Consider the following 25,389-nt stretch of genomic DNA (forward strand, 5'->3'; position numbering starts at 1 on the left):
GGTTCCCGCCAGGAGACGTGTCAACACCTCGGGTGCCGTCAGCCCTTCAGCACCGGATGCGGCCTGCCGTCGAGCCGTTCGTCGGCGCGATATTGCAGCAGCAGCACCGAGTGCACCGGCCCCTCCGAAGCGGTGTAGCAATGCGGCTCGCGGGCGTCGAAGGCGACGTAGTCCCCCGGCCCGACCTCGACGCTGCGGCCCGCCACCTCGACCTGCAGCGAACCCGACTGCACGATGGTGTGCTCGATACCGACATGCCCCTGCGAACGCTGCGGCGCGTCGCCGCGCACCACCTGGTCGTACACCTCGAAGACGCCGTCACCGGTCTCGATCCGCCGCAGTGGCCGGAGATCCACTCCCTCACCGCTGAGCACCTCGACGTCGGCGCCGCGCACCACGGTGAGCGCGCCGCCCGCCCGGTGGTCGAGCAGATCCGAGATCGCCACCTCCAGCACCCTGGACAGGCTGAACACGGTCTCGATGGTCGGATTGCCGCCGCCGGACTCCAGTTGCGACAGCGTCGCCTTGCCGATGCCCGAACGCCGCGAGAGCTCCGACAGCGAGATACCCCTCGCCGCCCTGGCCGCACGCAGGTTGACCGCCAGCATGTCCCGGATCGAGGGCGTCTCGTCCTCCACCGCTTCTCCCCTGCCGTTCGCCAAACCGTACGACCGGATGGGCGAATCGTTCGCTTTGCCGATCGAGTTCGCGGACATCATGACACGCCTCCCGACACCGGGGGCATAGCCGCGACCGATGGGGCGACGCGATGGTGGGCGGCGCCGGCCGCGATGACACTCCATCACCAACCGGTGTGTCACCGTCGACACAGGGTCACGGGCGCACCGCCGTTTCCTTCCAGCGAGGAGATCCCCGTGCAGCTGATCCGCAGATCCGCGAACCGACGACTTCGGGCGTTCGGCGCGGTGCTCATCACGACCCTCGGGCTGACCACGGCCGTGGCCGTCACCCCGGCGACGGCGGCCGCGAGCGCCTGTCTCACCGGCACGCTCGCCTTCGACCATCTCGACGCGGAAGCCGGGACGAGCAAACCCCTGCGCACGCAGGTGGCCCGGAACGCGAACTGGGAACTGTGGGGCCGCACCGGCTCCGGCACGGCGACCCGGCTCACGGCGGGCATCACCGGCGCGTCCGACGGCCGGTTCACCGCCTGCCACACCGGGTCACTCGCCGAGGCGTACGTCCGGTTCCGATCGAGCAGCACCTCGATGTGGCGGGTCGTCAAGGCCGCGAACAACACCACCGACTACACGTTCGACTCGGCACGCCGCACGAACGTCTCCGGCACTCTCGATCTCGGCACGGTGAAGGTGCCTTCGACGCTGCAGCGGGCGTGGAAGGTCGTGGACACGCTCAACGTTCTCTACTGGAAACGCGCCAACCCGTCTTCGTCGTGCTGGACGGCGCGGCAGTCCGACGGACGCTGCGACCAGATCACCTTCGTCTGGGATCCGAAGGTCGCCGACGGCGGCTACTGGGACTACCCGAATACGAACTACGTCTTCCTCGGCGCGACGATGCCGGACTCGAAGCACCTCATCCTCCACGAGGCCGGGCATTGGCTGCAATGGCAGCTCTACGGCCGCGGCTTCCCCGTGGTCGAGGGCTGCAACCCGCACTACATCGAGAAGCACAGCTCGGAATCGTGCGCGTGGACCGAAGGCTTCGCGGACGCTGTCGCCGCCTACGCGCTCGGCGACTACCGCTACGTCTACGACAACGGGAGTTCGTACAGCTTCGAGAACGACGCTTCGACGCCCGGCTGGGACGACGGCGACACCGTGCAGGGCCGGGTCGGCTCGTCGCTGCTGGACCTGTGGGCGCCGGGCGGGCCGGACGGCGGGAACTGGAACCGCACGATCGCGCTGATGACCCGCCACTTCAGCCAGGACTTCCGTGAGTACTTCACCGAGGACCGGCCCGCCGCGGGCCTGTCCACGACCGGCGCCGCCGAGCGGATCCTCGCCGGGCACACCATCTGGTACTGACGGGACACCGGAGGGCCGGAACTCACCCTCCGGTGAGGGGTAAGTCAAATGTGGCGTGACCGAGCCTCTGCGATGAAGAACCCCTTCGCTGGGTCAAGGCAGAAAGGGCGGCCTTCGCGGCGTGGTTCCGGACTGGCCACGAGAGCCGGCCGCGCCTTGAGTGTCCACAAGGGACACATTTGAGCAGTGAAATGTCTGATTAACGGCTAAATATGCGGTTTTCGAGAGGGGTCGTGAGTGGCAATGACGGTTAGAACGCTCATTACCACTCACGACCCCCGCGCAAAGTACCCAAAATGGACACCACTATCCGACCCGCGTCCCTTGTGGACGGTCAAAAGCGTGCCAGACTCCTTGGCGACCTACTCCACCACTGACTCGTCTCATGCCACCTTTGCCTTACCCTCGTCCGTCCTTCAGCTCCTGGCTGCCTGGACCCAGGCGGTGACCTCGTCGGCGGTCGAGGGGAAACCGCCGGAGAGCAGGTCGTACCCCGATCCGGTGATCACGACGTTGTCCTCGATCCGGATGCCGATGCCGCGCAGGTCCGGTGGCACGGTGAGGTCGCCGGCGTGGAAGTACAGACCGGGCTCCACCGCCAGCGCCATCCCCTCGGCGAGGGTGCCCTCCCGGTACGCGGAGGGATGCGCCGCGGCGCAGTCGTGGACGTCCAGCCCGAGGAAGTGGCCGGTACCGCAGACGATGTACCGCCGATGCTGCTGCCCGTCCGGCGACAGCACTTCGTCCACCGACACCGGAAGCAGGCCCCAATCGTGCAGGCCCTCCGCGAGCACCCGCAGTGCAGTCGCCTGGAAGGCGCCGTAGTCCTGACCGGGCCGGACCTCGCCAAGGGCCGCGACGTGCGCCTTGTGCACGAGGTCGTAAACGTCGCGCTGAGTCTTGGTGAACTCGCCGCCGACCGGGAAGGTGCGGGTGATGTCGGCCGTGTACAAGGAATCCAGCTCGACTCCGGCGTCGAGCAGCAGGAGGCTGTCCTCGGTCACCCGCCCGTCGCAGCGCGTCCAGTGCAGGATCGGCGCGTGCGGCCCGGCCGCGACGATCGAGGTGTAGCCGGGTCCGGTGCCCTCGGTGCGGGCACGGCGGTCGAAGGTGCCCTGCAGCCAGCGCTCCCCGCCGCCGCGGACCGCCTCCGGCAGCGCGGCCAGCACGTCGGCGAATCCGAGGGCGGTGGCGTCGACGGCGTCACGCAACTGGCCGATCTCCCAGTCGTCCTTGATCCGGCGCAACTCGGCGAGGACGGTCCGGAGCCGATCACTGTGGCCGAAGCCGAACGCGTCGAGCGCGAGATCGACCCCGGCACCGGTCAGGAAGCTCGGGTACCGCCCACGCAAACCGTGCGGAAGGTCCTCCAGCGGACGGCACTCGATGCCGAGCGCGTCCCCGTACGCCGACGGCCCGGCGGCGGAGCCGACCCACAACGGGCTGGTGTCGGCGTCGCCCACGAAGTCGGGCTCGTCCGGCTCGGCCGGGCGCGGGACGTACAACGTCGCGTGGTGGCTGTCCCCCGCCGGGGTCATCACCAGGATCGCGCCCTCACGCCGGCAGCCGGTGAGCCAGACGAAGTCGCTGTCGGCACGGAAGCCGTGGAAGGTGTCGTTGGACCGCACCACCGCCCGGCCCGCCGCGAGCGCGATCCGCTGACCTGGCAGTTCCGCCGACAGCCTGCCGCGATGGGCCGCGGCCGCCTCGGCGGTGCCCGACGGCAGATCCACGGCGGTGTCGGCAGGCTCCCAGCCTTCGCTGATCCAGTTCCGGAACCCCTTGGCGGCCAGCAGCGCGCGCAGGTCCGGCCGGGTTCGGTCGCCGGTCATCGGCTCCCCCTTCAGGTAGTCGGAGTCTTGGCCGCACCTTCGCACCGCGAACGGCCCGGCCGTAATGACCGGCGGCGATAGACTCCGCCTATGGCCCTGGAGATCCGGCACCTGCGGGCGATCTGCGCCATCGCCGAAGCGGGCAGCCTCTCGCAGGCGGCCGCCGCACTCGGCATGTCCCAGCCGTCGCTGACCTCTCTGCTCCAGCGGCTCGAACGGCAGATCGGCGCGCCGCTGTTCGTCCGCAGCCACACCGGCGTGACCCCGACCCCGGTCGGCGAACAGACACTGCGCCGCGCGCTGACCCTGCTCGTGGAGTTCGACCGGTTCGAGAGCGACCTCCTCGGCGCCCTCGGCGACGGCCTGGTCCGGCTCGGATCGTCCCAAATGGACTGTCTGCCCACCTTCGTCGAGCGGCTGGACGACGCGTTGCCGGGGCTGGACGTCACGGTCCATGTGGAACCTTCCAGTGCGGTGCTGGCGCAGGCGCTGGCCCGCGCGACCCTCGACATCGCCGTCATCGCCATGTCGGACGACCAGGAAGTGCCGCTGGCGAAACACCTGGGACACCGGGTGCTGTTCTCGTGGGTGCCCGTCTTCATCGGCCTTCCCGCCCGGCACCGGCTCGCCGACGGCTTCGAAGTCGATCTGGCCGACCTCGCGGACGAAGCGTGGATCGGCCCGCCCGGCCCCGAGGACGGCTCGCTGACGTCCCTGCGCGCGGCGACGCACCGCGCCGGCTTCACGCCGCGGATCCGCTTCGAATGCCCCAACGGCGGCGGACGGCACCTGATCGCCGCCGGGCAGGCGGTGCAGCTCGTGGAACCCACCGCGCCCGAACTGCCGGGCATGGTCGTCCGGCCGCTCAAGGGCGACCCCATGCGGATGCGGCTGGTGCTGGCGTGGCGCAAGGAACGGCTGACGTGGGACCAGGCGGAGAACGTGTACCGCGCGGTGATGACGTCGTACACGCGGCACGCGATGGCGTCGGCCCCGTTCCGGACTTGGTGGGAGCGGCGGCGGAGCACCCAGTCCTGGGATGGGCTGGTGGACTTCTTCCGGGGCGCCGGGTCGTGAACGTGTCTGATCACGCGACCGGGATGTAACCAGATCACGCCCAGCCGCGATTGACCCCGTACCGGGCGAACGGAGACGGGGGGATGATGGCGCAACGGCTGTGGCTCGGACTGGCGGTCGTCTACACGTGCACCGCCGTGGTCCAGCTCTACCTTCTCGTCGCCACCGGCGCCGTCTGGGCCGGGACACTCACCGCGGTCGGCTTCGTGGCGGCACTCCTGTGCGCGCTCGCCTCGTGGAAGGCCTCGAAACAGGAACGGGACGACACCAGGGAAATCGACTCGCACCGGCCCTAGCGATCGGGATAGGTGGCACCCCAAGGCTCTTCTTCGAGACGGACGCCGTTGGCGACGTACGCGATCGTCCGGTACCAGCCCGCGAGCACGAGCAGCTCCAGGAGTTGCGGGGCCGGGTAGTAGTCGGCGAGCGCGGCCCACGCCGCATCGGAAACCGTTGCCGTGTCGTGGAGTTCGTCGACGGCGCCGATCAGCGCGCGATGCCGCTCGGACCAAGCGGGATGCCCGGCGTCGCCGGAAACGGTGGCTTCGAGCTGATCCGGCGTCAAACCGACCGACGGTGCGTAAACCGCGGCGTGGACACCCCATTCGTAGCGGCATCCGCATCGGGCGGTGACCCTGGCGATGACGATTTCCCGGTCCAGCGCGGGTAATCCCCCGTGCGCGAGCAGGCCCGCACCCAGGACACGCATCCGTGAAGCCAGTTCCGGATGGTGCTGCAGCACCCGGAACAGCGCCAGCGGATCCTGTGTCACGCCGGGCGGCATCCATTTGCGAAGGGCCTGTTCGACGTCCGCCTCGTAGGGCGGGGCGAGTGGTGCGATCCGTGCCATGGCCACCTCGTGTGCTTCGACTTTCGAACCACTATGCTGCTTCGAAAGTCGAAGCGCAAGGGGACGACATGCCCGATCACCCGACCCCGCGGCCCGGGCAGCCGGTCCGCGGCTCCGAAACCGGCCGCCCGCTCATGGCCGCACTCGATCTGCTGGGGCGCCGGTGGACCCTTCGGGTGATCTGGGAACTGCGCCAGGGCGACGTCGGGTTCCGGGAACTCCGGCGGCGCTGCGAACTCATGTCGTCCAGCGTGCTCTCCACGCGGCTCGGCGAGCTCACCGAAGCGCGCATCGTCGAGACCGGCGGGGAGGGTTACCGCCTGACCCCTTTGGGGGAACGGCTCCTCGACGCGTTGCACCCGCTGGAAAAGTGGGGCCGTGCCTGGGAAAAGGCCTTACGCGAATGATCATGCGCGAAGATGAATCCCACTGTTCACCGCCCGTGGTATTGCCAGATAGGGCTGGCGGCGTACCGTGAGAAGTACGTGAGGTTGAGTCCACCAGCCCGCGAGACCGACCCGCATATCCGCGGCCCAGCACTTTCCCGGGGCGACGCGGCGGCGAGTTGACTTGCGCAGCTGTTGTGCAGGCTTGTCCGTTGGCCGTCTCGTCGTCCCCGGTCATCCGGGAGACCAGCATCATGTCCGAACGCATTCCGTCCACCCGTGGCACCCGCGACGGCCCGGTCCTCCGCGCCGTCATCCGTCCTGGCGTTCCCTCACCGCGACCGTCGGACGACGAACTGCTGCGCATCCGGCGGATCCGATGGAGTCAAGACCTGCTCGTCGTCGCCGCGACCGGCGAGGTCGACCTCGCCACCGCCGGAAAACTGGAACGCGCACTGGGCGGCCACCTCCCCGCGACCACGGTGCTCGACCTCACCGAGGTGGGCTTCCTCGGCGTCGCCGGGTTGCGGGTCATCGAGGCAGCCGCGGCGCGCGCCCGGTTCGAACACCGCGCGACCGGGCTCGTCGCCGACACCCGGCCCGTGTTGCGCTTGCTGCAGCTGTTCAGGGTCGACGCCCATATCCCCGTGTACCGGCGCCTCGACCAGGCGATCCGAGAAGTATCGGACCACTGACCGCCGCGACGCTCAGGATCCGGCGAGCGGCAGAAGCGTCGAGAGGCCGGTCTTCGAAGCCAGCCGCCGGATCGTCGGCGACGGCAGGAAACTCAGGTCGACACCCTGGGTGCCGCACCGGTCGTTGATCCTGACCAAGGTCGCCAAACCGCTGGAGTCACAGAAGTTGACCCCTTCGAGGTCGACGACGAGCCTGCCGGGCGCCGGCTCCAGTGCCGCCTCGAACGACTCCTTGAGATCTTCGGAGGTCGTCAGGTCGATCTCCCCCGCCACCGCGATGACGACCTCGGCGCCATCGGGCCTGGCGACGGTCACCGAGAACGGGATCTCCCGGTCGTCGCCGTCTCCGCTCGTCACCGTCATCCACCCCTTATGTCGGAACTCCGCTGTTCTCGAACATATCGGATCGCGACGCCCTCTCGCGCCGCACTCGTGTCCCGATCCCGCCGGTGCCTTAATCTGGTCACTGGATCCGGTGGTCGTGGACCGCGGCGGGCGACGAGGAGAAGCTTCGTGATGCCGATCGACGAGCCGGTGCGCGCCACCACCGGCGAGCTGATCCTCGAGGTCGCCGCCGTCCCCGCGCAGGCTGCCGCGTTGCGGGATCTTCTGGCGAAGTGGGCACTCGACCGTGGTCTTCCGCGGGAACTGGCCGAGGATCTCAAGCTCACCGCCTACGAGGCGATGACGAACGTCGTCCGGCACGCGTACCCGGACGGCACCGACGCCAACGTCATGACGATCACCGCCGCCCATGAGGACAGCCGGCTCAAGATCACCGTCGCCGACGCCGGCCGCTGGCGCGACGGGCGCCGCCCGGACGGCGGACGCGGCTTGCCGATCATCCGCGCCTTCGCGCCGGAGGCCTCGGTGACCAGCACCCCCACCGGGACCATCGTCCGGCTCGCCTGGCCCTGCCCCTCCGCGTGACCGGCCTCAGGCGGGGCCGGCGACTATTCCGTTGACCCAGCTGCCCGGACGCGTGGCGGCGTCCTGACGAAGCACCGGCAGCCAGGACGGCCAGTCCACGCTCAACGCCTCCGTCCGTCCCGGCGGAACGGTCACCAGTTTTGAAGGTGTCCACGAGGCCGAGCCTTGGCTACCGGCCGATCCCGGAGTCCGCGACAGCACGGTGACGGTCGCCGTCGCGGTCGATCCTGGCGGCACCTCGTTACCGCGCACACCGTTGTCCACCCTCGGCAAGTGGTACACCGGTCCGTTCGGGTCGGCCGGACCGACCAGGTCGACCTCGGGCACGCCGTGCAGGCCGCAGGTACGCGGCGAGACGTTCTTGAACATCAACGGAACGTCGTACTGGCCCGTCGCCTCTTCGAGCTGCGTCGGCTCGCCCAAGGACACCGCGAGGTCCGCCGTCGCGCAGCGCGGTGTGGCGGCCTCGGCCGGACCGGCCGCGGTCAGCGCGGCGATCCCCAGAACGGTCACCGCGGCGGCTTGTTTCACCCGGACGTTCATCACATCTCCTCCCGCTCGACGAGCGAACTCACCGGGAAAGATGCCCACGGAGACCGGGGAGATGCCGCTGTTCCCCGGAAACAACCCCGAGGAGTGACACCCGCCTTCAGGACCGCCGGGTCGCGTGCGCGGCCCAGCGGCCGTTGATGCGGTGGACCTCGACGTCGCGTTCGTAACAGGCGGAAAGCCCTTCGCCGGTGAGGACCTCGTCGATCGGCCCCGCCCCGGTGACCTTGCCGCGCCGCACCATCAGGGCGTGCGTGGCCGTCGCCGGGATCTCCTCCAGGTGATGGGTCACGGTGACCGTGGCCAGTTCCGGCTGGGCGAGCGTCAGGTTCTCCAGCGCCATCAGGAGGTCTTCGCGGCCGGGCAGGTCGAGACCGGCGAACGGCTCGTCCAGCAGGAGCAGCAGCGGGTCGGCCATGAGCGCCCTCGCGAGCCGGACCCGGGCGCGTTCACCCTGCGAGCACACCCGGACCGGCCGATCGCGCAGTTCGGTGCAGCCGACCAGTTCGAGCAGTTTCGACGCCCTGTCCCGGATCGCGTCGTCGTAGCGATCCCACAGCGGGAGCACGCTTCCGCTGAACCCGGTGAGCACCACGGTGTGCGCGTCGTGGTTCTCCGCGTCCGGCAGCCGCTGGTTCGCCCCGACGAAGCCGATATGCGTCCGCACGTCACGCAGGTCGACCGCGCCCATGCGGTGGCCGAGCACGACGGCGGTGCCCGCGCTGGGGAACCGCTGGGTGGAGGCCACCGAGAGGATGGTCGACTTCCCGGCCCCGTTGCGGCCGAGGACGACCCAGCGCTGGCCGTACTCCACCCGCCAGCCGACGTCCGACACCAGCGGCACGCGACCGACGTGCACCTCGACCCCGGAAAGCTCCACCGCCGGTCCGTCGAGGTTCGGCTGCACGAAGACGGGTTTGGTCACGCGGTTCATGATCGCAGGACGCGCTGCCCGCGCCCGCCCGGGGTCCGATCATCGGATGACGTCGTAGACCAGCTTCTGGACGCCGTTGGAGTACGCCTCGGTCTCGACGAGCTTGAGGTTCTGCTTGTCCTTGTCGGTGTCGCTGAAGAGCTTCTTGCCCGCGCCGAGCAGCACCGGGAACAGCAGCAGGTGGTAGCGGTCGATCAGCCCGGCGTCGGCGAGGTTCCGGTTCAGTTCCGCGCTGCCGTGGAGGATGATCGGCCCGCCTTCGGTCTCCTTGAGCTTCGCGACGTCGTCGAGCGAGCGGAGGATCGTGGTCTCGCCCCAGTTGCCGACGAGGTCCTCCTCCCGCAGCGTGGTCGACACGACGTACTTCGGCATCGCGTTGTAGCCGGCGAATTCCTCCGTCATGGCGGGCCACACCGGCGCGAACGCCTGGTAACTGACCCGGCCCATCATCATCGCGGTGGCCTCTTCCTGCTCACGGCTCTTGAGTTCGTACGCCGCTTCGTCGAACTCGATGCCGTCGAAGGTCCAGCCGGAGTTGCGGTAGCCCGGCTCCCCGCCGGGCCCCTCGACGACGCCGTCGAGCGAGACGAACGCGGTGGCGATCAGGGTGCGCATCTGGTTTCTCCTTGGTCGTTTCGAACTGCTTTCGACACTGCGTCGACCGGGGAACGACGGATTCGACACCGGGCCGGAAAAAGTTTTCAGGCTTCGGCGTCGCGGACAAGGAGGGCGATCTGGACCCGGTTCTCGACGCCGAGTTTCGCGAGCATGCTGCTGGTGTGGGCCTTCACCGTCGCGACGGTGATGTCCAGCCGCCGCGCGACGTCGGTGTTGGACAGTCCCTCGGCGATGGCGCTCGCGGTCTCGCGTTCGCGGTCGGTCAGCGTGGCCAGCAGGCCGCGGGCGGTCTCGCGGGACGCCCGGCGCGCGTCGGACGAATGCGGCCCGGTGGCCGCGGCGATCAAACGGGCCGTGGCGGCGGGTGAAAGCGCGGGTTCGCCGGTCGCGACCGTCCGGATCGCGGCGAGTATCCGCGGCGGCGGGGTGTCCTTGAGGACGAAGCCGAGCGCGCCGACGCGCAGCGCGCCCAGCACCATCTCGTCCGAGTCGAAGGTGGTCAGCACCAGGACCCGGGGCGGATCCGGGCGGCGGAGGATCTCCTCGGTCGCGCTCAACCCGTCGCGACCCGGCATCCGGACGTCCATCAGGACGACGTCGGGCCGCTGCTCCCCCACCACGGTGATCGCGGTGTCGCCGTCGGCGGCCTCGCCGACCACGACGAGGTCGGGTTCGCCGTCGACGATGAGCCGCAGCGCCATCCGCACCAGGTGTTCGTCGTCGACGAGCACGACCCGCACCCGCTCGCTGTCCATTCACTCGCTCCCTTCGCGGGCCGGCCACGGCAACCGCGCGGTGAGGACGAATCCGCCGCCTGGTTCCGGGTGGTGGTCCAGTTCGCCGCCTGCCAGCCCGACCCGTTCGGAAAGGCCGAGCAAGCCGTATCCCGACGCGGGCGGGCCCGCGATCGCCCGCGCCGCACCGGAATCCCGGACCGTCGCCCGCAGGCCGTCACCCGCTTCCCCCTCGACGGTGACGCGCACTTCGGCACCCGGCGCGTGTTTGCCGGCGTTGGTCAGCCCTTCCTGCACGATCCGGTAGACAGTCCTCGCGATCGAGCCGGGCGGTTCGCCCGACGTCGTGACCGTCAAGGTGACGTCGAGTCCCAGCGCCCGCGCGTCCGCGACGAGCGACGGCAGGTCGGCGAGCGAAGGCTGCGGTGGCTCCAGTTCGTCCGGGCTCGCCCGCAGCACGCCGAGGACGTCACGCAGTTCCTCCAGCGCCTGATGGGAGCCGTCGGCGATCCCGCGGGCCAGCTCCGCGACCTGGTCGGCGGGCAGGTCGGGGCGGTGCCCCAGCACCCCGGCCTGCATGGCGACCAGCGAGACCCGGTGCGCGAGGACGTCGTGCATCTCGCGGGCGATCCGGTGCCGCTCCACGATCCGTGCCTCGGCCGCCCGCGCGGCCTGCTCCCGTTCCGCGCTCTCGACCCGTTCCCGCAGGGAGCGCACCTCCTCCCGGCGCGCGCCGATCGCGGCGCCGACGGCCACCACGATGCCCACCATCAAAGTGGGCAGGATGATCAGCAGCCACAGCGGTCCCGGTGGCTCCCGCTGGGGGTAGATGCCGACCGTCAGCACCGCCGTGACCACGGACAACACCGCCGCCACCGCCGTTTCGGCCGGTCGTCGCCTGGCGGCGAGCGAACAGAGCGCCAGCAACGCCGCGCCGCCCGCCAGCACCGAAACCGTCGAGGCGAGGATGACCGCGGTCGTGATCACGACCGGGAAGCGGCGGCGCCACAGCAGGGCGATCAGGCAGGCCAGCGCGATCAGCGGATCGCCGGTGATCAGCCAGTCGACCCTCGGCCCCGTCGCGCCCACCGGCAGTTGCGACGCCGTGAGGAGCCAGAGCAGCACGCCCAGCCCGGACGCGGCGAGCAGGCGCCATGCCTGCCCCCACGGACGGAGGAGCGGCTGGGGGCCGGCTTCGGTGATCACCGGCCCATCATGGTCGACCCGTCCGCGGCGGCGCAGCCGGACACAGGACGATCCCGGCCCCGACCTCGGTCGCGACCGGGCTCGACTTTGGTCGGACGCGAAGCGCGACGCGCTGCCGATGTGCTCCCGGATCCGTGACGGCGATGCTCGGTCCCGACCGCGAAACAGGAGGTAGGAAGCATGACCAAGGGCGGCTATCTGGGGCTGCGAATCGTCGGGATGGTGGCCGTCGCCGTCTTCGCGCAGGCCGCCATCCGCAGTCTTTTCGATCATTCCGCGACCCAGTTATGGGGCGCGTTCGACTGGGTACCCGGTGACTGGGGCGGACGATTGCTCGTGTTCCTGCTGCTCGTGGCCGCCGGAACGGTCCTGGCGGGCTGGGCGCACGACCGCGGCAAACAAGCTTCCCGCTAGGGAGACGCTTGTCCGCTAGGATCCGCAGCCGGGCGATTCCGTCTACATCGGACGGAATCGCGGGTCTGGTCGATCGCGGGAGAGTGCATGGCGGACGGAGTCGGCTCGCTTTCGGGGTGGCCTGCCGATCCCACCGAAGTGACCAGCTACGTGGGTCGTGACGCCGAGACCGGCGAGGCGAGGCGCCTGCTGGAGACGTCGTCGCTGGTCACGCTGACCGGGCCGGGCGGCGTCGGCAAGACCAGGCTGGCATGGCGGGTCGCCGCGGCCCACAAGGAGGCGACCGCCGACGAGGTCGTCTTCGTTTCGCTCGCCGAGCTGCGGGAACCCGCGTTGCTGGTGCCGACCGTGGCGAACGTCCTCGGCTTCGGCGACCGCTCGGCGAAACCGGCCATCGAGGTGGTCGTCGAGGCACTTCAGGCAAGCCGGTTGCTGCTGGTGCTGGACAACTGTGAGCATCTGGTCGACAGCTGCGCCTGGTTCGCCGACACCGTGGTCCGGTCCTGCCCGCAGGTGACCGTGCTGGCCACGAGCAGGCAATCCCTCGGGGTGGCGGGCGAACGGGTCCTGCCGGTGCCGCCGCTGGCGATACCGGGACAGGGCGACTCCTTCGAACGCGCGATGAACGACGAGTCCGTGCGGCTGTTCGTGGACCGCGCGACCGCCGTCGCGCCGTCGTTCCGGCTCACCGAGGAGGACACCGAGCCGCTGATCCGGCTGTGCCGCAGGCTCGACGGGCTGCCGCTGGCCATCGAACTGGCCGCCGTCCGCGCGCGGGCGTTGTCCCTGCGTCAGCTGGCCGACCGGCTGGACCGGCAGTTCTCCGTGCTCACCAAGGACCGGCGTGGGCGGCCGGAGCGGCACGAAACCATGCGGGCCCTGATCGACTGGAGCCACGACCTGTGCACCGGGCCCGAACGCCTGCTGTGGGCCCGCGCGTCGGTGTTCTCCGGCAGCTTCGACCTCGACGCGGCCGAGCAGGTCTGTTCCGGCGGCGAACTGCCGCGCGAACGGGTACTCGAAGTCGTCGACGGGCTGCTCGACAAGTCCATCCTGCTGCGCGAGGAGTACCCCGGCGGCGTGCGGTACCGCATGCTGGAATCGGTGCGCGAGTACGGCGTCGACAGGCTCAGTGAGACGGGCGGGACGGCGGAGTTCCGGAAACGGCACCGGGACTGGTTCGCCGAACTCGCCTGCCGGTACGCCACCGAATGGCTGGAGACCGATCAGCTCGGCTGGATCGGACGGCTCCGGCGCGAGCACGCGAACCTGCGCGTCGCACTCGACTACTGCACCGGCGATCCGGCGGACGCGGTCGTCGGGCTGCGGATGTTGCGTGACGTCAAGGAGTTCTGGATCGTCCGCGGGCTGAACACCGAGGGCCGGATGTGGGTCCGCCGTCTCGACGAGGTAGCGGCACCGGGTGTCCCGGAGCGGGCGCACGGGCTGTGGCTGTCCGGTTTCCTCGCGGTGGTGCAGGGAGATATGGCCGCCCATCGGTGCATGCTGGACAGGGCGGCCGCCGAAGCCGAGACGAGCGGCGACGAACTCGCGGCCGCGTACGTGCTCCACGTGCGTGCCTACGCCGCGCTGATCGGCGACGACATGTCCGAGGCCGCCCGTCTGTTCGGCATGGCCATCGAGCTGTTCCGAGCACACGGCGACGAAGGTGCGGACCTGTGGGCGAGCTACAACCACGGGCTGGCCGTCTGGCTGAACGGCGACATGGACCGGGGCCGGGCGGTGCTCGCCGAAGCCGTCGAACGCTGCGAGCGGCGAGGCGAGGTCTTCTGGCGGGGCTGGGCACTGTGGTCGCGTGCCGCCGCCGAATACCTCCAAGGTGACCTCGCCGTGGCGAGCCGGTGCTGCGAGCAGATCCTGCGCCTGCACGCCAGGGTGGACGACCGCGTGGTCGTCGGGTTCACGCTCACCGTCATGGCAGGCTGCGCGGCCCGCACCGGACGTCCCAACCGGGCCGCGATCCTCCAGGGCGCCTCGATGAACGTCTGGCGCACGGTGGGCGCCTGGCCGACGCGGTACGAGGCGTTCACCGAACCACTGCGGGCCGACACCGACGCCGTGACCGCGGCACTGGGCTGGGAGGTCTCCGTCAAGGAGTTCACCGACGGCGCCGCGATGCCGATCGGCGACGCCATCGCGTACGCCCTCGAGGAGCGGGCCCCCGAACCGCGGAAACCGGCCGCGCAGGTGCTCACCAAACGCGAGACCGAGATCGCGCACGTCATCGCCGAAGGGCTCACGAACCAGGAGATCGCCGACCGGCTCGGCATCGCGCGGCGCACGGTGGACACCCACATCGACCACATCCTCACCAAACTCGGCTACTCCAACCGCGTCCAGGTCGCCACCTGGGTGACGCGGTCGGCAGGCCCCGCGTGAGCTTCACGCCGCCCTGATCGGGGTGGTCGTCCCTGCCGGTTCGGGCGTGAGCAGCTCCACCCGCAAGGCGATCCGCAGGTCCAGCCGGGCCTGGGGATCGTCGAGCCGGGAGCCGAACAGGACCCGGAGGCGGCGCAGGCGGTTGCGGACCGTCTGCGGGTGGACGCCGAGGTTCTCCGCGATCTCGGGTGCCCCGCCCCGGGCGGCGAGCATGGCGTCGAGGGTTTCGGCGAGTTTGGTGCGTTCGTTCGCGGGCAGATCGGCGATCGGCGCCAGGCTGCGCGTGACGAGCGCGGAGGTGAGCACCTCGTCGGCGAACAGCCAGTGCGTGGTCAGGTGGTCCGACCAGTGCACGAGGGGGCCGTCCTCGATCACCTCGCGGCGGACGAGTTCCAGCGTCCGACGGGCCCAGCGCAGGGACACCGCGGCTTCGGCGGGCGCCACCGCGGGCCCGACCGCCGCCCGCGTCCCCGCCAGTACCCCGCTGATCTCGACGTCGTCGGGCACGAGCAGGTGCGGGTATTCGCCCCCGAGATCTGCCAGCACCTCCGGGCCGAAGGAGGAGCGGACCGCGCCGGGCTCCGCGGCGACGGCCACCACCCTGGCGGGCGGCACCCAGCCCGCCTCGGCCGCGAGGCCCGCCCACTTCGCGGGCGGTCGGCCGCTCAAGAGTTCCTTCAGCAGTTCTTGGCGCAGCTCGGCCACCGAAGGCGTGTGCGCGGCGCGGTAGGCCGAGGTCGACAGCCGGATCAGGACGTCGGCGCACCGGAGCAGGGCCTCCACCCCGCTGTCCATCACGGACGAGCCCGCTCCGGGCTGCCGTGACAGCGACGCCAGCACGGGCAGCGCGGCCCGCCCCGACGAGTGGTACGCCCGGGAGAGCCGCTCCAGATCCTTGCCCGCCGCGTACTCGGCGACACCGACCTGCCGGAAGGCGTCCGCACCGGCGGCGATGCCCAGCGCGGAGTTCATCCTGTCGTGCTCCAGCACGGAGGCGACGAACTCCGTCGCGCGCGCGTCGAACAGCGACGCGTGCTCGGGCAGCGAATGCCGGATCCCGTCGACGACCACGCGGGCGATCACGAGGGCGGCGGAACGGGCTGGGGCATGGGACGCGGTCAGGGTCATCATCGACCTCCGGAGCAGCAGGAATCGTCGGGGCGCCGAGTCTGCTACTCCGGAGTAGCGGGGCACATCGGGTGAATTACGTACTCGCGCCCATCCGGCCTACGCATCACCCGTTCGTGGTGGTCACCGACGGACGACTCGCGCGCGACCACCTCCCGCCGCGAGTCGTCCGCCCAATCACGTGTGTCGTCCGTCTGATCACGTGTGTCGTCCATCCAGTCACGCGAGATCGCCATCCGCGCACCGGCCGAGTCTCACTCGCAAACGGCTCCGTGCGCCGCACTGCGGACGACCTTGGCGTACTTGCCGAGCACTCCGCGCGTGTACGCCGGAGGTTTGGGCGCCCAGCCCTCCCGGCGGGCCTCGATGTCGCCGATCTCGACCTCGAGCGTCCGGTTCGCGACGTCGAGCGTGATCGGGTCGCCGTCGCGCACGAACGCGATCGGCCCGGCGTCGACGGCTTCCGGCGCGATGTGGCCGACGCAGAGGCCGGTCGTGCCGCCGCTGAACCGGCCGTCGGTGATGAGCAGGACGTCCTTCCCGAGCCCGGCGCCCTTGATCGCACCGGTGATGGCGAGCATCTCGCGCATCCCCGGCCCGCCCTTCGGGCCTTCGTACCGGATGACCACGACGTCGCCGGCGACGATCCGGCCTTCGGTGAGCGCGTCGAGGGCGGCGCGTTCGCCGTCGAACACCCGCGCGGTGCCGGTGAACGTCGATTCGTCGAAGCCCGCCGACTTCACGACAGCGCCTTCGGGTGCCAGCGATCCCTTGAGGATGGTCAGCCCGCCGGTCTTGTGGATCGGGCGGTCGAGCGGGCGGATGATCTCGCCGTCGATCCCGGCTGGCGCGATGCCTTCGAGGTTCTCGGCCATGGTCTTGCCGGTCACGGTGAGCACGTCGCCGTGCATGAGCCCGGCGTCGAGCAGCGCCTTCATCACCACGGGGATGCCGCCGACCTTGTCGACGTCGTTCATCACGTACTTCCCGAACGGCTTGAGGTCGCCGAGGTGCGGGACCTTGTCGCCGATGCGGTTGAAGTCGTCGATGCGCAGGTCGACCTCCGCCTCACGCGCGATCGCGAGCAGGTGGAGGACGGCGTTGGTGGAACCACCCAGCGCCATCACGACGGCGATCGCGTTCTCGAACGCCTCCATGGTCATGACCTGCCGCGCGGTGATGCCCTGGCGGAGCATCCCGACGACGGCCTCCCCGGACCGGTGGGCGAACCCGTCACGGCGCCGGTCGACGGCGGGCGGGGCGGCCGATCCGGGCAGCGACATGCCGAGCGCCTCGGCGACCGACGCCATCGTGTTGGCGGTGTACATGCCGCCGCAGGCGCCTTCGCCGGGGCAGATCGCGCGTTCGATCTTGTCCACTTCGGCGCGGGTGATCTTGCCCGCCAGGCAGGCGCCGACGGCCTCGAAGGCGTCGATGATCGTGACGTCCCGGCCGTCGACCTGGCCGGGCATGATCGAGCCGGCGTAGAGGAAGACGGAGGCGAGGTCGAGCCTGGCCGCGGCCATGAGCATGCCCGGCAGCGATTTGTCGCAACCGGCCAGCAGCACGGAGCCGTCGAGCCGCTCGGCCATCATCACCGTCTCGACCGAGTCGGCGATCACCTCGCGGGACACCAGCGAGAAGTGCATTCCCTCGTGTCCCATGGAGATCCCGTCGGACACCGAGATCGTGCCGAACTCCAGCGGGTAGCCGCCCGCCGCGTGCACACCGTTCTTGACGGCCTTGGCCAGCCGGTCGAGCGAGAGATTGCACGGGGTGATCTCGTTCCACGAGGACGCCACCCCGATCTGCGGTTTGGCGAAGTCGTCGTCGCCCATCCCGACCGCGCGGAGCATCCCGCGGGCCGCCGCACGCTCCAGACCGTCGGTCACATCGCGCGAACGAGGTTTCAAATCCGGCTGGTCTTGCGGCATCGGAACACCTTTCTTCGTGGCGGGACACCGGGCACGCTGCCAACCGGACGCGCCCGGCGCAACTCACCGCTCCGCGTTCGGTCCACGATGCTGCGCTCCCCGGTGCAACGCCACCCGCGTGATCGGGTCGCGGGCGAGCCGCACCAGCGTCCGGGCGGAGGCGCGGCCGTCCCGTTCCAGGGTCCGCAGATGTCGGAGCGGCTCGCTACTGACACGTCGTTCCGATACCTTCGAAGGACCCGCACGGACGGAGTCCTGATGTTCACACTCAAGACCGCTCCCGCACGGACCTTGCGGCGCCGGGCTGAGGAGATCGCCAAACCGGTCACCCGCTGGAGCATCGGCCACGCGCTCCCCCGCGTCGCGCTGCGGGCCGCGGCACGCCGGGGCGATCTCCAGGGCAGGCTGTCGGTCGAGGCGAGCGGCGGAGCGGACCTGACCGGACTGTTCGACGAGATCCGCTCGCACGGCGCCATCGCCACCACCCGGGTCGGGCATGTGACCACCCGACATTGGGCGTGCAAGGAGATCCTGACCGACGACGCGTTCAAAACCGTGCGGTTCGTCCCGGACAACCCGCTGCTCAACCGGCTCGTCGCCTGGTCTTCGTCCGGGTTGATCCATCCGATAGAACCGCCGTCGCTGCTCGCGAGCGAACCGCCCGATCACACGCGCTACCGGAAACTGGTCACGCGCGTCTTCACCGCCCGCGCCGTCGAGCAGCTACGGCACCGCACGCAGGCGATCACCGACGAACTGCTCGACGGTCTCGACCCGGCGAACCCCGTCGATCTCATCGAGCAGTACTGCGGTCTCTTGCCGGTCACCGTGATCAGCCAGATCCTCGGGGTCCCGCTCGAGGAACGGGACAAGGTGCTGGCGCTGGGTGGTGCCGCGGCCCCGAGCCTCGACCTCGGCCTGCCGTGGCGGACCTTCCGGACGGTGGAAGCGACCCTGGCCGAGTTCGACTCGTGGCTCACCCTGCATCTGGAGAAGCTGCGGGCGAATCCCGGCGACAACCTGCTCAGCAAGCTCATCGCCGCCCGCGAGGACGGGGTGGGCCTGACCGAACGGGAACTCAAGGCCACCGCGGGACTGGTGCTGGCGGCCGGCTTCGAAACGACCGTCAACCTCCTCGGCAACGGAATCGCCCTGCTCACCCGGAATCCGGGCGAACTCGAGAAGCTGCGGGCCGATCCGGACCTGTGGAGCAACGCCGTCGACGAGATCCTGCGCTACGACCCGCCCGTCCTGCTCACCGGCAGGCTCTGCGCGCGCGACACCGAGATCGGCGGGACACGCGTCGCACGCGGGGCGATCGTCAGCACCGTGCTCGCGGGCGCCAACCGGGACCCGGAGATCTTCGACGACCCGGCCACCTTCGACGTCGAGCGGGCGAACGCGCGCGACCACGTGTCGTTCGGCGCCGGGCGGCATTACTGTCTCGGCGCCTCGCTGGCGAGGATGGAAGGGGAGATCGGGCTGCGGTCGATCTTCGAGCGCTTCCCCGACCTTCGGCTTCTCGACGGGGCACGGCGGCGGCAGACCCGGATCCTGCGCGGATTCGAGACGCTCCCCGCCGCGCTCGCGTGACGGACTCGGCGCCAGTGTCCTTGCCCTCCTGAGTACATGAAGGACCCCTTCCTTGCGCCTGGCGCAAGGAAGGGGTCCTTCATGTACCTCGGCAAGGTGTGAAGGTCGGGTTTCCTCGGCTGAGCCGAGGGAAGGGGCCTTCACGCGCAGCCGCTGTGGCTGCTGGTGCCTGTGGGGCGAACGGGCGGTTATCGAGTCCGTGAAGGCCTCCTTGAGGGACCCAGAGTCACTCAAGGAGGCCTTCACGGACCGAGCCTGGCACCAACCGCAGCCGGAATCACGTAGGTACCTAAGACACCCTTGGCCCTAACTGTCCTCACCACTCACGAGAGGGAGGGTCACCTCACCGGCCGAACGCGCTCATGGCGTGTTCGAACAGGTCGGCCAGCTCGCGCGCGTAGGCCGCCACCTCGGTTTCCGGCCGCGTCATCAGCTCGGCTGGGACAGCCTCCATCGCGGCGATCACCGATACGGCCATCACCCGCGGCGAGAACCGCCGCAGCTCCCCCAGCCGCTGCCCTTCCCGGAACATGTCCTCCAGTTCGGCCAGCGTCTTCGCGTTCTGCGCTTCGAACCAGTTCCGGGCGGCCTCGGCATCCCTTGACGCCGAAGCGATCTGGCCGATCGCGATGATCTCCTTCGGTCGCTCGGCGCAGTAGAAGACGAAGCCTTCGACGAGGGCGCGCAGCGCCCCGGCATAGCTCTCGGCGCCCTCGGCCCGCGCGCTCAGCGCCCGGTCCATCGAGGTGTGCACGGTCAGCATGACCTGCTTCATCAGCTCTTCGCGTTTGGCGAAGTGATACGTGATCAGCCCCGGGCTGATTCCCGCCCGCCGCGCGATCTGCACGAACGACGCCTTCGCGTATCCGATCTCGGCGATGGTCTCGATGGTCGCCGAGACGATCTGCGCGCGCCGCGCCTCCTCGATGAACGAGCGCCGCCCCTGGTCGCCCGGCTCATTTTCTGGTTGCATGAACAGTAGCCTAGTTGAGCAACTAGCGAGGGGAAAGTCATGATCAGTCGCAAGACGTTCTTGAAATCCGTCGCGGGAGCGGTGGCACTCACGGGTCTCGGCGGGGGCATGGCCGAGGCGGCGGGCAGGCCTCGACGGCTGCGGGGCGGGGTCGCCTATGACACCGGAGTCCTGCACGCCGCGGGCGAGCCGCTGAGCCGGATGCACTGGAGCAGGGGGCGGCTGGAGCGCGAGATCCGGGTGATCGCCGAGGAGCTGCGCTGCCCGTCGATCACCGCGTTCGGCACCGACATCGGCAGGCTCGCCGAGACGACGTCCACCGCTCTGCGACAAGGAATGGAGGTGTACGTCCAACCCCGGCTCTACGACCACCCCCAGGACCAGGTTCTCGAGCATCTGGCCGAATCCGCCCGGCGGGCCGAGCGCCTTCGCCACGGCGACGACGTCAAGTTCGTCGCCGGATGCGAGCACTTCCTCTTCACCCCGGGGATCGTGCCGGGCGCGACCTTCCAGGAGCGGATCGCGAACGTGGCCACCATCCCGCCGGAGGAATGGCCGAAGATCATGGACCGGCTGGCCGATTTCCTCGCGCGGGCGGCCGACGTCGCGCGCCGGAACTTCCGGGGCCGGATCACCTACGCCGCGATCGGCGGGATGGAACCGGTCGACTGGAACCTCTTCGACATCGTCGGAATCGACTATTACCCGTACTTCGCGACCGATGCCGAGTACACAAAGGACCTGGCTCAGTATCGGCGATGGAACAAACCGGTGATAGTGCTGGAGTTCGGCTCGTGCACTTTCACCGGTGCCGCACAGGCGGGCGCGATGGGCTGGGACATCGTCGATTACGAACAGGTCCCGCCCAGGATCAAGCCGGGCCATGTACGGAACGAAGGCGAGCAGGCCGACCACCTCGCCCGGCTCTTGCGCGTGTTCGACGCGGCAGGCCTCCAGAGCGCACACGTCTACACCTTCATCGCGCCGAACCTGCCGCATCATCCGTCCCGGCCGGAGTACGACTACGACCTGGCGTCGTACGCCCTCGTGAAGACACTGCGTGAACGGCACCACGACGAGGGGGCGCCGTACCGGTTCGAGCGCAAGCGGTCGTTCGACGCGCTCGCCCGGCACAACCGCGGGCAAGCGGGCATTTTTACCGGACCGGCGACGGAAGCCGGCCAGTAACCTCACGCCGGTGAAGACGGACCGCCGAGGCAAGGAAGCGCCGGAACTGCCCGTCCTCACCGTTATCGGGTGCCTGCTGGGGTTCTTCATGACCGTGCTGGTGCTGATCGGCCCGGGGCTGCTCTGGATCAGCACTCACTTCGAACCCGAGGACGACGACCGCCTGGTGGTCATCGCCATGGGCCTGGTGTTCACGATCGGCGGGCTGGGCACCGTCACCTCGCACCTCTGGCAGAACGCCAAAGCCCGTGAGGTCCACCGCGGGCTCGACCGGAAAGGCGTCCGCGCGAACGCCGAAGTCGTTTCCAGCAAGCGGATCTGGGTCGGCGAGGTGAGCACTCCCGCCGACGACGTCGACCTCGTGGTCACCGGTCCCGGCGTGACTCCGTTCAGTGCGCGAGTGCTCACCGAGGACGTCGGCCGCTACGAAACGGGCACGGTGGTACCCGTCGACGTCGACCCGAGGACCCTCCTGTTCCGCCTCGCCGACTGACCTCGCGAGGTCATTGCCCGGCAGCATCGTATCGCTTATCGTATATGAAATTCACCCCCCGATGCTGCGAGGTGACCTCGTGACCACCGCCACCGCCGACCCGACGACCACCACGGTCGCGCGAGATTTCACCGATTTCCGCACGGTGGTGTCGCAATCCTTCGTGCCGCTGCACGTGACGAGCGAGCACCGCGACCATTTCCGCGGCCGCATCCGCTCCTGCGGCGCCGACGACGTCCAGCTCACCGAGGTGACCGCGTCGGCGCACGTGGTCGAGCGGACGCCGGAGCTCATCGCCAGGGCCGACCGGCATTACTACAAGCTGAGCCTGATCCTGTCCGGGACCGGGCTGCTGGTGCAGGACAACCGCGAGGCGATGCTGCGCCCCGGTGACGTGGCGTTGTACGACACGCACCGGCCGTACACCCTGGCGTTCGAAGAGGATTTCCGCACGCTCGTGGTGATGTTCCCGCAGCGGCTCATCGATCTCCCTCGCGATCTGGTCGGCCAGCTGACCGCGGTGCCGATGTCGGGAAAACGGGGCATGGGCAACGTGGTCGTGCCCTTCCTCGCGCAACTCGGCAGCAACCTCGACCAGCTCGGCGGGCCGGCGGGCGTCCGGCTCGCGCATACGGCGGTCGATCTGCTCGCCACGCTGTTCGCCAGCGAACTCGACCTCGCCCGCTCGACCGCCGGGCCGCACCACGAACTGATGCGCCGCGTGCTCGCCTACATCGACACGAACCTCTCCTCCACCGACCTCGGCCCTGCCCAGATCGCCGCCGAGCACTACATCTCCACCCGGCATCTGCACGGCCTCTTCCACGAACAGGGCACGACCGTTTCGAGCTGGATCCGCACCCGTCGCCTCGAACACTGCCGCCGCGAATTGCTGGACCCCGTGCACACTTCGCGACCCGTCGCGGCCATCGCGGCGAAGTGGGGTTTCGTCGACGCGCCGCATTTCAGCCGGGTGTTCAAGACGGAATTCGGCTGCTCGCCGAGCGAACTGCGCCGCGGCTTGACCGTGAGCGATCGGTTGTTGCCACCCAGCGCGTGACAGCTGGCCCTTCCGGTGCGGTCACCTCGACGATGACCGCATGCCCGAAGCATCAGAGGAACAGTGGCGCACCTATGACGAGTTCGCCGCCGGAATAGCCACCTACCGCCTGCCGAACGCGGACCTGTCGGGACGCGAGCTCACCGTCACCCTCGACGACGGAACGACGCTCGCGCTGTGGTTCGAGGACGCCGAAACCGTCTCCTGCAACGGCATCAAGGATCCGTACGACGCGGTCGCCGTCCGGGAAGACGTTTTCTTCGTCAATCTCCCCCACACCAGCGTGGAAGGTGAAGCGCTCACCGTCGTCTTTTCCACGACGACGCATCGCGCGCTCGCCGTGCGCTCGGTCATCGGCGCCGAGGACGTCGAAGGCGTTCCCCGTGTCTCCCAGACGTTCTGGTCCGGCACGACCGACGCGGGCACGCCGACCGGTGAGGTACCGGGCCCGTCGCGCGACCTGATCGGCAAGCGCAACATCTACCGCTACAGCCCGGAACACCTTTACGAGCACGTGTACGTGTCTTCACAACGCTATGCCTGGCAATGCCTCGAAGGTGTGCAGCGCGGCCACGGGGACATGGACCTGTCGACGGTGTGGAAGTTCCAGGACGGGCTCTACCTGTTCTGCTTCCGCGAATTCCGCATCGCCGTGGCCAGTGTGTGGCTGCACGACCTCGGCTACGCGCTGAAGACCACCGGCGTCTTCCTCGGCCTGACCGGCGACGGCCGGTCGGAACACTCCCGCGGGGGCGGGCACATCTACCCACTCGGCGCCGTCGCCTATCCCGACGCGCAACCGGTTTAAGGAGCCTCAGTGTCCAATTCAGACATCATCGCCGCGCATTACGCCGCGAGCGACCGGGGCGATCTGGCGGGCATGCTGGCCCCGCTCGGTCCCGACACCACCTGGACGGAGGCGGCCGGTTTCCCTTACGCCGGCACCTACACCGGCCCGGAGGAGGTCCGGGACAACGTCTTCGGCGCGATCGCGAAAGACTGGGACGGCTACACCTTCACCCTCGGCGACCTGCTCGACGCCGGTGACACGGTGATCGGCCTCGGGACCTACCAGGGAAAGCACCGCGAGACCGGTCGCTCGTTCACCGCCCGGGTCGCGCACGTGTGGCGGTTCGACGGCGGCAAGGTGGTCTCGTTCGAGCAGATCGTCGACTCGGTGCCCGTCGTGAACGCCATGGGGAACCGGTGAAACCCGCACGGCGACTGGTCGCCCTCGCCGCCGTCGTCCTGCTGGCCACGGCCGGCTGTGCCGGGGCCGAAAGCGGTTCGAGCGGCCCGATCGTGGTCGGTTCGGTCAACGCGCTGAGCGGCGCGGCCACCTTCCCCGAGGCATCCCAGGCCGCGAAGGCGGTCTTCGACGCGGCCAACGCGAGCGGCGGTGTGAACGGCAGACAGATCGAGTACAAGGCTCTCGACGACAAGGGCGACCCGGCGGCCGCGGCCGCCGCGGCCCGCGAGGTCGTCGGCCGCGACGAAGCGGTGGCGCTCGTCGGCTCGTCCAGCCTCATCGAGTGCGAGATCAACAACAAGTACTACGAGCAGCAGAAAATCCTGTCCATGCAGGGCATCGGCGTGGACCCGGCATGCTTCACCAGCCCCAACATCGCCCCGGTCAACGTCGGCCCGTACCACGACATGACGCTGACCCTGCTCTACGGCTCGGAAACGCTGAAGCTGAACGACATCTGCGCGCTGCTGGAGATCGCGGGCAACACGCTGCCGTCATACCAGGCGGCCATCGACGAGTGGTCGGCCATCACCGGCAAGAAGCTCAAGTACCTCGACGCCACGGTGCCCTACGGCGGTTCCGACTACACCTCCTACATCGTCAAGGCCCGCAACGCCGGCTGCAAGGCGATCACGGTGAACCCGGTCGAGCCGGACTCCATCGGGCAGCTCAAGGCCGCCGCCGCGCAGGGCTGGAACGACGTCACGTGGCTGCTGCTGACCAGTGTCTACAGCGAGAACTACGCCAAGGCCATCACCAACGCCGGCGCCGGGGTGTACGTGCCCGCCGAGTTCTACCCGTTCACCGACTCGGCCAGCCCGCAGAACAAGGACTGGCGCGAGCTGATGACCAAGAACAACATCCCGCTGACCTCGTTCAGCCAGGGCGGATACCTGGCGGCGAAGTACTTCCTCGACGTCGTCAAGGGGATCAGCGGGGACATCACGCGTGAGTCGGTGACCAAGGCGCTGCGCGAGATGAAGCCGATCACCGATCCCATGGTCGGCACGCCGTACGTCTTCGGACCCGGCCAGACCCACCACGACAACACCGCGGGCTGGCCGATCAAGCTCGCCTCCGGCACCAACAAATGGGAGCTCGTCGCCGACGACTGGCTGCGGATTCCCAAGAAGTAGG

At 69.4% G+C, this 25,389-nt stretch carries 27 protein-coding genes; 15 read left to right on the top strand and 12 right to left on the bottom strand.

The window, feature by feature from the left end:
* Positions 1–38 precede the first annotated feature (38 nt).
* Positions 39–638: an XRE family transcriptional regulator gene (locus DMH03_RS24435; protein ID WP_199749027.1), complete on the bottom strand. Its 600-nt coding sequence runs from the start codon at positions 636–638 to the stop codon at positions 39–41.
* Positions 639–875: 237 nt separating this feature from the next.
* On the opposite strand from DMH03_RS24435, the gene DMH03_RS24440 reads away from it, so the two are divergent.
* The gene (locus DMH03_RS24440) at positions 876–2,009 is read left to right on the top strand and encodes a metalloprotease (RefSeq protein WP_125794328.1); all 1,134 of its coding nucleotides are present in this window, start codon (positions 876–878) and stop codon (positions 2,007–2,009) included.
* Between the two features lie 416 nt (positions 2,010–2,425).
* Here DMH03_RS24440 and DMH03_RS24445 read toward each other — a convergent pair whose 3' ends face one another.
* Positions 2,426–3,841: an aminopeptidase P family protein gene (locus DMH03_RS24445; protein WP_125794329.1), complete on the bottom strand. Its 1,416-nt coding sequence runs from the start codon at positions 3,839–3,841 to the stop codon at positions 2,426–2,428.
* A gap of 90 nt (positions 3,842–3,931) precedes the next feature.
* On the opposite strand from DMH03_RS24445, the gene DMH03_RS24450 reads away from it, so the two are divergent.
* A complete protein-coding gene (locus DMH03_RS24450) occupies positions 3,932–4,918 on the top strand; it encodes a LysR family transcriptional regulator (RefSeq protein ID WP_125794330.1) in 987 nt (328 codons plus the stop codon).
* An 83-nt stretch (positions 4,919–5,001) separates the two neighbouring features.
* Positions 5,002–5,214: a hypothetical protein gene (locus tag DMH03_RS24455; RefSeq protein WP_125794331.1), complete on the top strand. Its 213-nt coding sequence runs from the start codon at positions 5,002–5,004 to the stop codon at positions 5,212–5,214.
* Here the strand turns inward: DMH03_RS24455 and DMH03_RS24460 are convergent.
* Positions 5,211–5,768: a carboxymuconolactone decarboxylase family protein gene (locus tag DMH03_RS24460; RefSeq protein WP_125794332.1), complete on the bottom strand. Its 558-nt coding sequence runs from the start codon at positions 5,766–5,768 to the stop codon at positions 5,211–5,213. The genes DMH03_RS24455 and DMH03_RS24460 overlap by 4 nt on opposite strands.
* 68 nt (positions 5,769–5,836) lie before the next feature.
* Here DMH03_RS24460 and DMH03_RS24465 point away from each other — a divergent pair, with 68 nt between their 5' ends.
* Both DMH03_RS24465 and DMH03_RS24470 read left to right on the top strand, forming a co-directional pair.
* Entirely contained in the window at positions 5,837–6,175 is a 339-nt protein-coding gene (locus tag DMH03_RS24465) for a helix-turn-helix domain-containing protein (protein ID WP_125794333.1), read from the top strand.
* Positions 6,176–6,408: 233 nt separating this feature from the next.
* On the top strand, positions 6,409–6,849 hold the full coding sequence (locus DMH03_RS24470; protein ID WP_125794334.1) for an STAS domain-containing protein: 441 nt from the start codon (positions 6,409–6,411) through the stop codon (positions 6,847–6,849).
* Between the two features lie 12 nt (positions 6,850–6,861).
* Here DMH03_RS24470 and DMH03_RS24475 read toward each other — a convergent pair whose 3' ends face one another.
* A complete protein-coding gene (locus DMH03_RS24475; protein WP_125794335.1) occupies positions 6,862–7,212 on the bottom strand; it encodes an STAS domain-containing protein in 351 nt (116 codons plus the stop codon).
* Between the two features lie 153 nt (positions 7,213–7,365).
* Between DMH03_RS24475 and DMH03_RS24480 the strand changes: the two genes are divergently transcribed.
* Positions 7,366–7,779: an ATP-binding protein gene (locus DMH03_RS24480; RefSeq protein ID WP_125794630.1), complete on the top strand. Its 414-nt coding sequence runs from the start codon at positions 7,366–7,368 to the stop codon at positions 7,777–7,779.
* A 6-nt stretch (positions 7,780–7,785) separates the two neighbouring features.
* On the opposite strand, the gene DMH03_RS24485 is transcribed toward DMH03_RS24480, so the two are convergent.
* The 5 genes from DMH03_RS24485 to DMH03_RS24505 all read right to left on the bottom strand — a co-directional run bounded on the left by DMH03_RS24485 (position 7,786) and on the right by DMH03_RS24505 (position 11,820).
* Complete coding sequence (locus DMH03_RS24485) at positions 7,786–8,322, bottom strand: DUF4232 domain-containing protein (protein WP_125794336.1); 537 nt, start codon at positions 8,320–8,322, stop codon at positions 7,786–7,788.
* Positions 8,323–8,428: 106 nt separating this feature from the next.
* Positions 8,429–9,262 carry an ABC transporter ATP-binding protein gene (locus tag DMH03_RS24490; RefSeq protein ID WP_125794337.1) on the bottom strand — a complete coding sequence of 278 codons (834 nt, stop codon included), beginning with the start codon at positions 9,260–9,262 and terminating at the stop codon, positions 8,429–8,431.
* Between the two features lie 39 nt (positions 9,263–9,301).
* On the bottom strand, positions 9,302–9,877 hold the full coding sequence (locus tag DMH03_RS24495) for a dihydrofolate reductase family protein (protein WP_125794338.1): 576 nt from the start codon (positions 9,875–9,877) through the stop codon (positions 9,302–9,304).
* A gap of 86 nt (positions 9,878–9,963) precedes the next feature.
* On the bottom strand, positions 9,964–10,635 hold the full coding sequence (locus DMH03_RS24500; RefSeq protein WP_125794339.1) for a response regulator transcription factor: 672 nt from the start codon (positions 10,633–10,635) through the stop codon (positions 9,964–9,966).
* Positions 10,636–11,820, bottom strand: coding sequence for a sensor histidine kinase (locus tag DMH03_RS24505; RefSeq protein WP_125794340.1), 1,185 nt, complete (start codon positions 11,818–11,820; stop codon positions 10,636–10,638).
* Between the two features lie 180 nt (positions 11,821–12,000).
* On the opposite strand from DMH03_RS24505, the gene DMH03_RS24510 reads away from it, so the two are divergent.
* A complete protein-coding gene (locus tag DMH03_RS24510) occupies positions 12,001–12,234 on the top strand; it encodes a hypothetical protein (RefSeq protein WP_125794341.1) in 234 nt (77 codons plus the stop codon).
* Between the two features lie 87 nt (positions 12,235–12,321).
* Positions 12,322–14,634, top strand: coding sequence for a LuxR C-terminal-related transcriptional regulator (locus tag DMH03_RS24515; RefSeq protein ID WP_125794342.1), 2,313 nt, complete (start codon positions 12,322–12,324; stop codon positions 14,632–14,634).
* Positions 14,635–14,637: 3 nt separating this feature from the next.
* Here DMH03_RS24515 and DMH03_RS24520 read toward each other — a convergent pair whose 3' ends face one another.
* Positions 14,638–15,765, bottom strand: a complete 1,128-nt coding sequence (locus DMH03_RS24520; protein WP_233611618.1) for a helix-turn-helix domain-containing protein — start codon at positions 15,763–15,765, stop codon at positions 14,638–14,640.
* 251 nt (positions 15,766–16,016) lie between these two features.
* The gene (gene ilvD, locus DMH03_RS24525) at positions 16,017–17,696 is read right to left on the bottom strand and encodes a dihydroxy-acid dehydratase (RefSeq protein ID WP_125794343.1); all 1,680 of its coding nucleotides are present in this window, start codon (positions 17,694–17,696) and stop codon (positions 16,017–16,019) included.
* Positions 17,697–17,954: 258 nt separating this feature from the next.
* On the opposite strand from ilvD, the gene DMH03_RS24535 reads away from it, so the two are divergent.
* Positions 17,955–19,289 (top strand): cytochrome P450, encoded by a 1,335-nt coding sequence (locus DMH03_RS24535; RefSeq protein ID WP_125794345.1) that lies wholly within the window; start codon positions 17,955–17,957, stop codon positions 19,287–19,289.
* A 343-nt stretch (positions 19,290–19,632) separates the two neighbouring features.
* On the opposite strand, the gene DMH03_RS42115 is transcribed toward DMH03_RS24535, so the two are convergent.
* Positions 19,633–20,262 (bottom strand): TetR/AcrR family transcriptional regulator, encoded by a 630-nt coding sequence (locus DMH03_RS42115; RefSeq protein WP_158633115.1) that lies wholly within the window; start codon positions 20,260–20,262, stop codon positions 19,633–19,635.
* A 39-nt stretch (positions 20,263–20,301) separates the two neighbouring features.
* Between DMH03_RS42115 and DMH03_RS42120 the strand changes: the two genes are divergently transcribed.
* From DMH03_RS42120 to DMH03_RS24565, 6 genes are all read left to right on the top strand, one after another.
* Positions 20,302–21,450: an abortive phage infection protein gene (locus tag DMH03_RS42120; RefSeq protein WP_158633116.1), complete on the top strand. Its 1,149-nt coding sequence runs from the start codon at positions 20,302–20,304 to the stop codon at positions 21,448–21,450.
* A 10-nt stretch (positions 21,451–21,460) separates the two neighbouring features.
* Entirely contained in the window at positions 21,461–21,943 is a 483-nt protein-coding gene (locus DMH03_RS24545) for a hypothetical protein (RefSeq protein ID WP_125794347.1), read from the top strand.
* A 79-nt stretch (positions 21,944–22,022) separates the two neighbouring features.
* Entirely contained in the window at positions 22,023–23,003 is a 981-nt protein-coding gene (locus DMH03_RS24550) for a helix-turn-helix domain-containing protein (protein WP_233598822.1), read from the top strand.
* 40 nt (positions 23,004–23,043) lie between these two features.
* Positions 23,044–23,811 (top strand): MoaF C-terminal domain-containing protein, encoded by a 768-nt coding sequence (locus DMH03_RS24555; protein WP_125794348.1) that lies wholly within the window; start codon positions 23,044–23,046, stop codon positions 23,809–23,811.
* Between the two features lie 9 nt (positions 23,812–23,820).
* On the top strand, positions 23,821–24,213 hold the full coding sequence (locus DMH03_RS24560; RefSeq protein WP_125794349.1) for a nuclear transport factor 2 family protein: 393 nt from the start codon (positions 23,821–23,823) through the stop codon (positions 24,211–24,213).
* Complete coding sequence (locus DMH03_RS24565) at positions 24,210–25,388, top strand: ABC transporter substrate-binding protein (protein WP_125794350.1); 1,179 nt, start codon at positions 24,210–24,212, stop codon at positions 25,386–25,388. Before DMH03_RS24560 ends, DMH03_RS24565 begins: the two co-directional genes overlap by 4 nt.
* Position 25,389 lies beyond the last annotated feature (1 nt).

It is taken from the genome of Amycolatopsis sp. WAC 01376 (assembly GCF_003947415.1).
Lineage (GTDB): Bacteria > Actinomycetota > Actinomycetes > Mycobacteriales > Pseudonocardiaceae > Amycolatopsis.

Coding starts and splice junctions, on each gene's coding strand:
- DMH03_RS24445 (WP_125794329.1), bottom strand. CDS start 3,841: ATGACCGGCGACCGAACCCGGCCGGACCTGCGCGCGCTGCTGGCCGCC.
- DMH03_RS24450 (WP_125794330.1), top strand. CDS start 3,932: ATGGCCCTGGAGATCCGGCACCTGCGGGCGATCTGCGCCATCGCCGAA.
- DMH03_RS24455 (WP_125794331.1), top strand. CDS start 5,002: ATGATGGCGCAACGGCTGTGGCTCGGACTGGCGGTCGTCTACACGTGC.
- DMH03_RS24460 (WP_125794332.1), bottom strand. CDS start 5,768: ATGGCACGGATCGCACCACTCGCCCCGCCCTACGAGGCGGACGTCGAA.
- DMH03_RS24465 (WP_125794333.1), top strand. CDS start 5,837: ATGCCCGATCACCCGACCCCGCGGCCCGGGCAGCCGGTCCGCGGCTCC.
- DMH03_RS24470 (WP_125794334.1), top strand. CDS start 6,409: ATGTCCGAACGCATTCCGTCCACCCGTGGCACCCGCGACGGCCCGGTC.
- DMH03_RS24475 (WP_125794335.1), bottom strand. CDS start 7,212: ATGACGGTGACGAGCGGAGACGGCGACGACCGGGAGATCCCGTTCTCG.
- DMH03_RS24480 (WP_125794630.1), top strand. CDS start 7,366: ATGCCGATCGACGAGCCGGTGCGCGCCACCACCGGCGAGCTGATCCTC.
- DMH03_RS24485 (WP_125794336.1), bottom strand. CDS start 8,322: ATGAACGTCCGGGTGAAACAAGCCGCCGCGGTGACCGTTCTGGGGATC.
- DMH03_RS24490 (WP_125794337.1), bottom strand. CDS start 9,262: ATGAACCGCGTGACCAAACCCGTCTTCGTGCAGCCGAACCTCGACGGA.
- DMH03_RS24495 (WP_125794338.1), bottom strand. CDS start 9,877: ATGCGCACCCTGATCGCCACCGCGTTCGTCTCGCTCGACGGCGTCGTC.
- DMH03_RS24500 (WP_125794339.1), bottom strand. CDS start 10,635: ATGGACAGCGAGCGGGTGCGGGTCGTGCTCGTCGACGACGAACACCTG.
- DMH03_RS24510 (WP_125794341.1), top strand. CDS start 12,001: ATGACCAAGGGCGGCTATCTGGGGCTGCGAATCGTCGGGATGGTGGCC.
- DMH03_RS24515 (WP_125794342.1), top strand. CDS start 12,322: ATGGCGGACGGAGTCGGCTCGCTTTCGGGGTGGCCTGCCGATCCCACC.
- DMH03_RS24520 (WP_233611618.1), bottom strand. CDS start 15,765: ATGATGACCCTGACCGCGTCCCATGCCCCAGCCCGTTCCGCCGCCCTC.
- ilvD (WP_125794343.1), bottom strand. CDS start 17,696: ATGCCGCAAGACCAGCCGGATTTGAAACCTCGTTCGCGCGATGTGACC.
- DMH03_RS24535 (WP_125794345.1), top strand. CDS start 17,955: ATGTTCACACTCAAGACCGCTCCCGCACGGACCTTGCGGCGCCGGGCT.
- DMH03_RS42115 (WP_158633115.1), bottom strand. CDS start 20,262: ATGCAACCAGAAAATGAGCCGGGCGACCAGGGGCGGCGCTCGTTCATC.
- DMH03_RS42120 (WP_158633116.1), top strand. CDS start 20,302: ATGATCAGTCGCAAGACGTTCTTGAAATCCGTCGCGGGAGCGGTGGCA.
- DMH03_RS24555 (WP_125794348.1), top strand. CDS start 23,044: ATGCCCGAAGCATCAGAGGAACAGTGGCGCACCTATGACGAGTTCGCC.